This is a genomic window from Acetobacter sp. ESL1128, assembly GCF_058505085.1.
Genome location: NZ_CP196369.1, coordinates 2,151,647 through 2,160,000, shown reverse-complemented (window position 1 = coordinate 2,160,000; position 8,354 = coordinate 2,151,647). Strand labels below are relative to the sequence as shown.

Sequence of the window (8,354 nt, the reverse complement as noted above, 5' to 3'; positions counted from 1 at the left end):
ATCCTGGGGCTGGAGCAGGTCCCAAGGGTTCGGCTGTTCGCCGATTAAAGTGGTACGTGAGCTGGGTTTAGAACGTCGTGAGACAGTTCGGTCCCTATCTGCCGTGGATGTTGGAGATTTGAGAGGATTTGTCCCTAGTACGAGAGGACCGGGATGAACATACCTCTGGTGCACCGGTTGTCGCGCCAGCGGCACAGCCGGGTAGCTAAGTATGGACGGGATAACCGCTGAAAGCATCTAAGCGGGAAACCCACCTCAAAACTAGATCTCCCTGAGGGTCGTGGTAGACCACCACGTTAATAGGCCAGATGTGAAAGCGTGGTAACACGTGCAGCTAACTGGTCCTAATCACCCAATAGGCTCACTCTCACACTATCCTTACGGATAGCCCGTGCACAGAAATCATCCATAACCACGTCACACGCAAAACACCAAAACGCACCAACCGCATCCACACACCCTTATAGGGTAGTCTGGATGACCTGGTGGCCATGGCGGGGAGAGTTCCACCCGATCCCATCCCGAACTCGGCCGTGAAAACCCCCAGCGCCTATGATACTGCGGCTTAAGCCGCGGGAAAGTCGGTCGCCGCCAGGTCTTCCAGTCTACCCTCACAAAACTAAGCCAAAACAAAATCAGCACTCTCTCAACCGCGGGGTGGAGCAGCCCGGTAGCTCGTCAGGCTCATAACCTGAAGGCCGCAGGTTCAAATCCTGCCCCCGCAACCACGCATAAACGTCTGAAAAGACACGACAAACCCGCCCAACCACGGCGGGTTTTTTTGTGGTCAATTCCCCGTGCAGGAAAACGGAAAATCATCCTAGTCTCAGCAGTGGAGAGTAAACCTCTAGCCCCGTAAAAAATCTAGACGCAGGGGGGGGCAGACATTTGTGAAAAATAGGATTCGTCATAAAAGAAATCTATGGATATCAAATGGCTTGAAGACTTCGTAACGTTATCGCGTTTGCAGAGTTTTTCGCGTGCAGCGGAAGAACGCCATGTAACGCAGTCTGCTTTTAGCCGTCGCATTCAGGCTCTGGAAACATGGGTGGGGGTACCGTTACTCGATCGCAGCCGTTTTCCTACGACTTTAACGCCAGAGGGACGTCGCTTCAGGGAGACGGCGGAAGAAATTCTGCGTAATCTTCTGCAAAGTCGCGCAGCACTGACGGTATCATCTCCGGGTGATCTTCCTTGCATCGCTGTGGCAGCGTTGCATACTTTATCTGTCACTTTTTTTCCCAAATGGCTTTCCTGTATGGAAAAAGCTGCTGGGATGTGTGGCAGTCGTTTATTGGCCGATGATTTTCATAACTGCATGGCCGCTATAGTTGATGGTTCTTATGATTTTTTCCTGACTTTTTATCATGAAGCTGTTCCACTGTTGCTCCACCCCAGTCAATTCCCCCACTGTGTTTTAGGGCAGGATTCTCTGGTTCCTGTCGGGCATTCTATGCATCAGGTGCACTCAGGCTCCTCCTATCCTTTACTGATGTACAGTTCCAATTCTTTTCTCGGTCAGGTTTGCCAGTGCCCGCAAGCGCAGGCCGTGTTGCCATATGGTGCTGATACTGTTCGACACGTGAATGAAAATGCCATGGCAGAAGGTCTTAGGCAGATGGTTTTGGCTGGCCACGGATGTACATGGTTACCCAGAAGTCTGATTGCAAAAGACCTCGAGGCCAACAGGATGGTTGTGATGGGACAAGAAATTCCCTTGGAAATCAGACTGTACCGCAAAGCTGAACATACGCGCTCCGTTATTGAGCAGGTCTGGCAGGCTTCTCAGAAAATGGCGTTATGCAAATGAGGAATAACCTAGACTAACGCAGCATTGGACGGGTTGTTATGGCTCTCCTATTCAGGAGCGAGTGTTGTCGGGGCAGGGGGGCGAGCGTGCTGTGCAAAGTAAAAACTGCCACACTTAGCTGAGTGCTCACTCTGTTTGCAGGTGCTGTGCAAAGTTTGGTCGAAACAGACTCAATACGTGGGCCGGTCGTTCTGGCTGAGGATATGACTGCTAGCTGTATTGTAATGCAGGGAAATGCGGGCCGAGCCCATGGCACCGACATTCCTGACAAAGATCATGACGGTCTAACGTGGTCTTTGATCCGCGTGAGCAAAGTAAGACGAGGCTGGATCGTCCCCTCACGGTCATGCCGTCCGCGTGGAAGAGATGGCGTGGCGTTGGAAGAAGTAAAACATGTCGATTATTTTTCTTAATGGTGCATATGTTCGTGCCGAGGATGCGCGCATTTCTCCCTTTGATCGTGGCTTCACATTCGGGGAAGGTGTTTATGAAGTCTGTATTGCTGTAAACGGAAATTTTGTGGATGCGCCAGCGCATCTTGCGCGTCTGGATCGTTCTTTGGCAGCATGTGGAATTGCCGCACCGCCTGAAAGGGCGGAACTGCACAACATCATGAAAGAGCTGTTGCAAAAAAATGATGTTCGTACGGGTCTGGTTTACCTTCAGGTAACATCGGGTGTGTCCCCTCGGAATTTCACGGCCTGTCCTGAAGGACGGTCGACGCTGATGATGCTTGCGCAGGCGTCGGACTTTGAACAACACCTTGCGTTCAGGGAGGGTATTCATGTCCAGTTGCAGGAAGACATCCGCTGGTTGCACCGGAATATTAAAACAACCATGCTGCTGCCCCAAGTGATGGCTAAGCGCAACGCACTGGTCAACGGTGTATCTGATACCCTGTTTTATGATGCACTGGGCATTACCGAGGGGGCATCGTCAAATGTGTTTCTGGTGGACGGGCATGGCACTCTTGTGACCCGGCCTTTGTCTAACCTGTTGCTGGCGGGGTGTACGCGTGAGCGTATTCTGGAACTGGCACAAGGGGCGGGTTTTTTAATTGATGAACGTCCGATCCAGCGGGCTGAACTTGCGACTGCTGCAGAATGTTTTGTGACCAGCGCTACTTATCTGGTCGCGCCGGTTCTGAGTGTTGATGGTCGTATGATTGCGGATGGCAAGGCAGGACTGGTTACACGCAGGCTTCAGCGCTTGTATTGTGCTTATATTGCTGGTGAAGGTAGCGCCTGCGCAGATATGTGAAGTCTAGAAAACAGCGCATCTCGACGAAAAAGCGAGATGTGCATAAAATAATATGAGCATGTTGATGAAGAGGGCTCATATATGTCACGCGAGAATCTGAATGACTTGGTCTCGTTTCTTGCTGTGGCGCGGGAGAAGAGCTTTACGCGGGCGGCTGCAAAACTTGGGGTCTCGCAGTCGGCCCTGAGCCATACGGTCCGATTGCTGGAGGAGCGTCTTGGCCTGCGGTTACTGACACGGACAACACGTAACGTGACCCCCACGAACGCAGGTGAATACCTTATCCGCAATCTTGGCCCGCATTTTGACCAGATCGAAACCCAGATTGCTTCTCTGGGCGAGTTGCGTGATCAACCGAGCGGTATGATCCGTATTACGGCAACGGATGATATTATTGCCTATGTTCTGCGGCCAAAAATTGAACAATTCCTGAAAAAATACCCCGATGTCAAAATCGAGATTAATGCAGATCTCAAGCTTGTGGATATTGTGGCCGAGCGTTTTGATGCCGGGATCAGGCTGGGGGAACAGGTTACAAAAGAAATGACCTCGGTGCCGCTAACACCAGATATCCGTTTTGTGGTTGTGGGTACAAAATCCTATTTCAGGAAGAACCCTAAACCCAAAGTGCCGCATGACCTGCTAAAACATCAATGCATTACAATGCGCCTGCCAACATATGGTGGGATTTATGCCTGGGAGTTTGAAAAAAACGGTCGGGATATTCGGGTGCGTGTTGATGGCCCCCTTATATTCAACAGCATTTTTCCCGTGCGGGATGCCTGTCTGGATGGATTGGGGCTTGCACATATGCCTGAAATGGTTGCGGAAAAATACATTGCCGAAGGCCATCTGGTACAAGTGCTGGAAGACTGGTGCCCCTACTGGACAGGCTACCATCTCTGCTTCCCGCATCATCACCAGAACACCATGCCTTTTTCACTTTTTGTTGAAGAGATGCGGCATAAAGCCAGCACTTCTGGGCATTCATGAGCAAAATGGAAGACCATCAGTGATAATAGGGGGCTAATCAGACGCGCTGGGAAGACCTAAGTAAAGCATCAGTCAGTTTGGCAGATAAAACAGGCGAACCAACACCATGAAAGCGGTTTATCCTATTGTATGTGCGGTTTCCATGTTCGTAACGGGGCAGGCCCTTGCCGCGCCCACGCTGGAGCAGGTGGTTCATTCTGCCACGCGGGATGCGCGGTTTGTGGCGCGTGACCCTATCCGCCATCCTGTGGAAGAATTGCAGTTTTTTGGTTTGCGCCCGGATGCCAGCGTGATTGAAATCTGGCCCGGTGGTGGGTACTGGACGCAAATCCTTGGTCCGTATCTGCACGACAAGGGGCGCTACACTCTGGCGCTGGGGCCGGAAGATGGGGCCGGGTCAGCTTTCACTAAAATGCAGGCTGTACACCCCGAACTTAAGGGAACATTCAGAACAACGCAGTTTGATGGCGAACATCTTGATTTTGCCCCGCCCGAAAGTGCCGACTTTGTTCTGACATTCCGTAACCTGCACAACTGGATGGAAGCCGGGAATGTGGAGCAGATGCTTGCCGCCATTCACCGGGTGTTAAAACCCGGTGGAATTTTGGGGGTTGAAGATCACAGAGGCCACACGAATACCCCGCAGGACCCGCGCGCGGAGGACGGGTATGTCCGTCAGGCATATGCGATCTCGCTAATTGAAAAAGCCGGGTTCAGGCTGGTTGGCACGTCGGAAATCAACGCTAATCCGCGTGATACGGCCAACTGGCCCAAAGGGGTGTGGACATTGCCGCCCACCTTCGCTTTGGGGGACAAGGACCGCGCCAAATATGCTGCGATCGGCGAAGGCGATAATTTTGTCCTCAAGTTCGAGAAAATTGACCGTTAACACTACGGAGACTGATCATGACAAACACCATTGCCAACAAGATCATTGTTATCACCGGTGCCAGCAGTGGTCTGGGGGCGGAAGCTGCACGGCATCTGGCCGAGCAAGGGGCAACAGTTGTGCTGGGCGCGCGGCGTGAGGAGCGGATCAAGGCACTTGCCGCAGATATTACCGCCAAAGGTGGGAAGGCGCTGGCGATTGAGACAGATGTGACGGATCGCGCCTCCGTGCAGAATCTTGTTGATACGGCGGTTAAGACCTATGGCCGGGTTGATGTGCTGCTCAACAATGCAGGGGTTATGCCGCTCTCTCCACTTGAAAAACTGCGTGTGGATGAATGGGACCTGATGATTGATGTGAATATCAAAGGTGTTCTGTACGGCATTGCCGCAGCCCTTCCGCACATGAAGGCACAGAAGAGCGGGCATATTATTAACGTCTCTTCTGTTGCAGGGCATCATGTGCTGGAAAGCAGTGCCGTTTATTCTGCCACAAAATTTGCCGTGCGTGCGCTTTCCGAAGGATTGCGGGCGGAAGTGAAGCCCTACAACATGCGTACAACGGTTATTTCGCCCGGGGCTGTTCAGTCGGAACTGCTTAATGGCGTTCATGATAAGGCAACTGCCGAACAGCTCCAGAGCTTTGTGCCGGGCATTGCCATTAGTGCCAGTTCGTTTGCCCGGTGTGTGGCGTTTGCGATCAGCCAGCCTGAAGATGTGGATATTAACGAAATTCTCTTCCGCCCTACCCAACAGCGGATCTGAAGTAGAACGGTTTATTCACCGCCCTGCATTGGAAAAAAGCCATGGAGCAGACCGCTTCATGGCTTTTTCTATGTTCAGGATTTTAAAGGTGCTGATAATAAAAGCAGTTTTATCTGTGCCCCTTGGTCAGTTCATCTGCCAGTGTCTGCTCATCATACACATGCCGAAGGGCGGCAATGATCGCGCTGGTGTCGGTTGAAACAGCGCGGTTGGAGGTGATGTCGTAATACAGATCACCTGCAAGGCTGGGTAGATTGCCATCAAAAATCAATCCAACGGCATGGCCTTCCCTGTTCAGCACTGGCGAGCCGGAGTTGCCGCCGACAATGTCGTTCGTGGAAACAAAATCCAGATGTGTGGAGAGGTTCAGTCTGCCTTTTGCATCCAGCCACCGTTGGGGCAGGTTGAACGGTGCGCTGCCAGTAGTGTGGCGGTACATGCCTGCAAAATCGGTAAAGGCGGGAATGGTCTTGCCGTTCTGTGTCCAACCTCGCACCGTGCCGTAGGATAAGCGGGGTGAGAATGTTGCATCCGGATACAATGCATCAAGCCGCCCTTCCGCTTTTGCCTGTGCAAAACGAGCGCGGGCAATTGCTCCTTCGGCTTTGTGCAGGGGAGCGGAAACCTCATCGCGCATGAGATCGCGCAGGGTGACCAGAGACGGGTGAAGGCGGCGTGCAAAGACGATCATCGGGTCGGATGATGCGTTGATGGCATCTTGCCCGCCTTTCCAGAGTGCAAGACGCACAGCAGGGTCAGCCAGCTTTGTTGCATGCACAAGCCGGGCGGCAAGAGCGTCCGGGCTCTCATGCCCCAGTGTCATCTGCACCAGCGGGTCATCCGCACCCATAAGCTGGCGCAGTGTTGTCAGGCTCAGGGCGAGAGATGTGGTTTCCAATTCGGGGTAAACAGGGGTTTTTGCACCCAGTGCGGCCTCGATCTCGCCGAGTTGTGCGTCATGATACCCCGCATTGCGTTTGGCATCGGGTTTGCTGCGTTCGGCGGCACCGTTCACCAGTGTCATGGCCTCACCGGCTAGCCCGTCCAGTGCCATGCGCAGGGCAATATTCTGTGTGAATAACTTGCGCTGGGTGGCAATGGCTTTGTTGATCGTTGCAAATGGTGTTCCAAACTCCTGCCTGCGCGCGGGGTCGGCATCAATCCATGCCTGTAGTGCCGCATCTTCCTTTGTGCGGCGTTCTACAATGTCGCTTGTACGTAGGGCTGATTGTGTGCCGGAATAGGATTTCAGGCTGTTTTGCACACTAAAGAGTTCATCTTCAGCCTGTTTTTCATGTTCGGCACTTTCGCGCGCATATTGCCACAACATCCCTTCGCGCACGCTGAGCAGAGCGATGACTGTGGGGTTGATAACATCGCGCTGGAAGGCGAGTGCCGCTGCTGGCAAGCCACGTTCCGTCCGGCCCGGATTGCCGGATGTAAAGACAAGTTCGTGCTCGCTTGGGCCGTTGATGTCGAACTGAAGGTAAGGCGTGTGAACAGGCTTGCCGTTTTCGTAAACACGGAGCATGGAGAGATCAATATCGTAACGGGGATAACTGAAGTTATCCGGGTCGCCACCAAAAAATGCAATGCCCTGTTCGGGCGCCATGACAATGCGCACATCCTGATAACGGCGATACCGGTAGAGAGCGGTTTGCCCACCATGGTAAAGTGATACCATATCGCACCGCCAATGTGCGGCATCGCCTTGCAGGCAGTCTTTTGTCAGGCGGCTTTCAATAGCCTGCATGGCGGCAGAGTAAGCGCTGGCATTCTTGCCTTTGGTTTCCGCCTCGACCTGGGTGGAAACATCCGAGATGGAATCCAGCCGGTCCAATTCCATGCCTGGGCATTGCCGCTCTTCTGCGAGGGATTTGGTATAAAAACCATCCCGGAAGTAATCGTGCGCTTTGTCCGAGAGGGCCGCAAGGCAGGAATTGGCGCAATGGTGGTTTGTCATCACCAGCCCATCAGCAGATACGAACGAGGCGGAACATCCTTCCGCCAGCCGGGCAGAGGACTGGATGACGTGCCTGATCCATTCCGGCGTTGGCGTAAAATGGTAGGCGGACTGCATGGCCGCAATCGGCAGGTGGTCAAAGGTCCACATGCCTTCTTCCGCCCGCCCGGTGTTTGGCCCGGCAAGTGCCGTGGAGACAAGGGCCAGAAACGCTGTCCGGGAAAGGTGTTTGCCAAAAAAGCGTTTCATGGCGGATGGGTCTCCAATTGTTATACTGTAACCTTTATGGTTCTTGTGTAGCAGCTTTGTTTTCCAAAGAAAATGCGTGTCTTCTTTGGCGGAAGAACCCGTAAATGGCCGGGGCCGCCACTGTTTTAAAAACCTGCTTCTCCCATAAAAAGAGCAATGGTTTTGCGGTAGATACGTAGGAGTGTGGATAACGGGCGTCCTTGGATGCAGGCTACCCCCGTGCTCCGCTGCGAGAGGCCGCGGATATGGCCGTAACATGGGCTGGTACTGGCACCAGAAAAGGAGAGTCAGGGTAAAATGTTGCAGCCGCACCAATTTTGAAGCGGCCCTGAATTGGTTCTGATATGAGAACATTTTTTGATTGCAACGAATGAGCGTTTGTGGTGAGTATCAGTAATACGGTTTTTGCAATTCGTATTACTGGAG

Annotated in this window: 6 protein-coding genes, 1 tRNA gene and 2 rRNA genes (1 of these 9 cut by a window edge); 8 read left to right on the top strand and 1 reads right to left on the bottom strand. The window is 52.9% G+C overall.

Features of this window, described 5'->3' with window-relative positions; all coding sequences use genetic code 11:
- From ACSYTG_RS09995 to ACSYTG_RS09960, 8 genes are all read left to right on the top strand, one after another.
- Nucleotides 1-369, top strand: a 23S ribosomal RNA gene (locus ACSYTG_RS09995); it begins 2,372 nt to the left of the window's first position.
- Nucleotides 370-481: 112 nt separating this feature from the next.
- Nucleotides 482-597, top strand: a 5S ribosomal RNA gene (gene rrf, locus ACSYTG_RS09990).
- A gap of 54 nt (nucleotides 598-651) precedes the next feature.
- A tRNA-Met gene (locus ACSYTG_RS09985) sits at nucleotides 652-728 on the top strand.
- A 194-nt stretch (nucleotides 729-922) separates the two neighbouring features.
- Nucleotides 923-1,810: a LysR family transcriptional regulator gene (locus ACSYTG_RS09980; protein ID WP_489783847.1), complete on the top strand. Its 888-nt coding sequence runs from the start codon at nucleotides 923-925 to the stop codon at nucleotides 1,808-1,810.
- Between the two features lie 393 nt (nucleotides 1,811-2,203).
- On the top strand, nucleotides 2,204-3,070 hold the full coding sequence (locus tag ACSYTG_RS09975; protein WP_489783846.1) for an aminotransferase class IV: 867 nt from the start codon (nucleotides 2,204-2,206) through the stop codon (nucleotides 3,068-3,070).
- A gap of 81 nt (nucleotides 3,071-3,151) precedes the next feature.
- Nucleotides 3,152-4,063 carry a LysR family transcriptional regulator gene (locus ACSYTG_RS09970; RefSeq protein WP_489783845.1) on the top strand — a complete coding sequence of 304 codons (912 nt, stop codon included), beginning with the start codon at nucleotides 3,152-3,154 and terminating at the stop codon, nucleotides 4,061-4,063.
- Nucleotides 4,064-4,169: 106 nt separating this feature from the next.
- Nucleotides 4,170-4,952, top strand: a complete 783-nt coding sequence (locus ACSYTG_RS09965) for a class I SAM-dependent methyltransferase (RefSeq protein WP_489783844.1) — start codon at nucleotides 4,170-4,172, stop codon at nucleotides 4,950-4,952.
- A 17-nt stretch (nucleotides 4,953-4,969) separates the two neighbouring features.
- The gene (locus ACSYTG_RS09960) at nucleotides 4,970-5,716 is read left to right on the top strand and encodes an SDR family oxidoreductase (RefSeq protein ID WP_253531026.1); all 747 of its coding nucleotides are present in this window, start codon (nucleotides 4,970-4,972) and stop codon (nucleotides 5,714-5,716) included.
- A gap of 109 nt (nucleotides 5,717-5,825) precedes the next feature.
- Here ACSYTG_RS09960 and ACSYTG_RS09955 read toward each other — a convergent pair whose 3' ends face one another.
- Nucleotides 5,826-7,928, bottom strand: coding sequence for a S46 family peptidase (locus ACSYTG_RS09955; protein WP_489783843.1), 2,103 nt, complete (start codon nucleotides 7,926-7,928; stop codon nucleotides 5,826-5,828).
- Nucleotides 7,929-8,354: the final 426 nt, after the last annotated feature.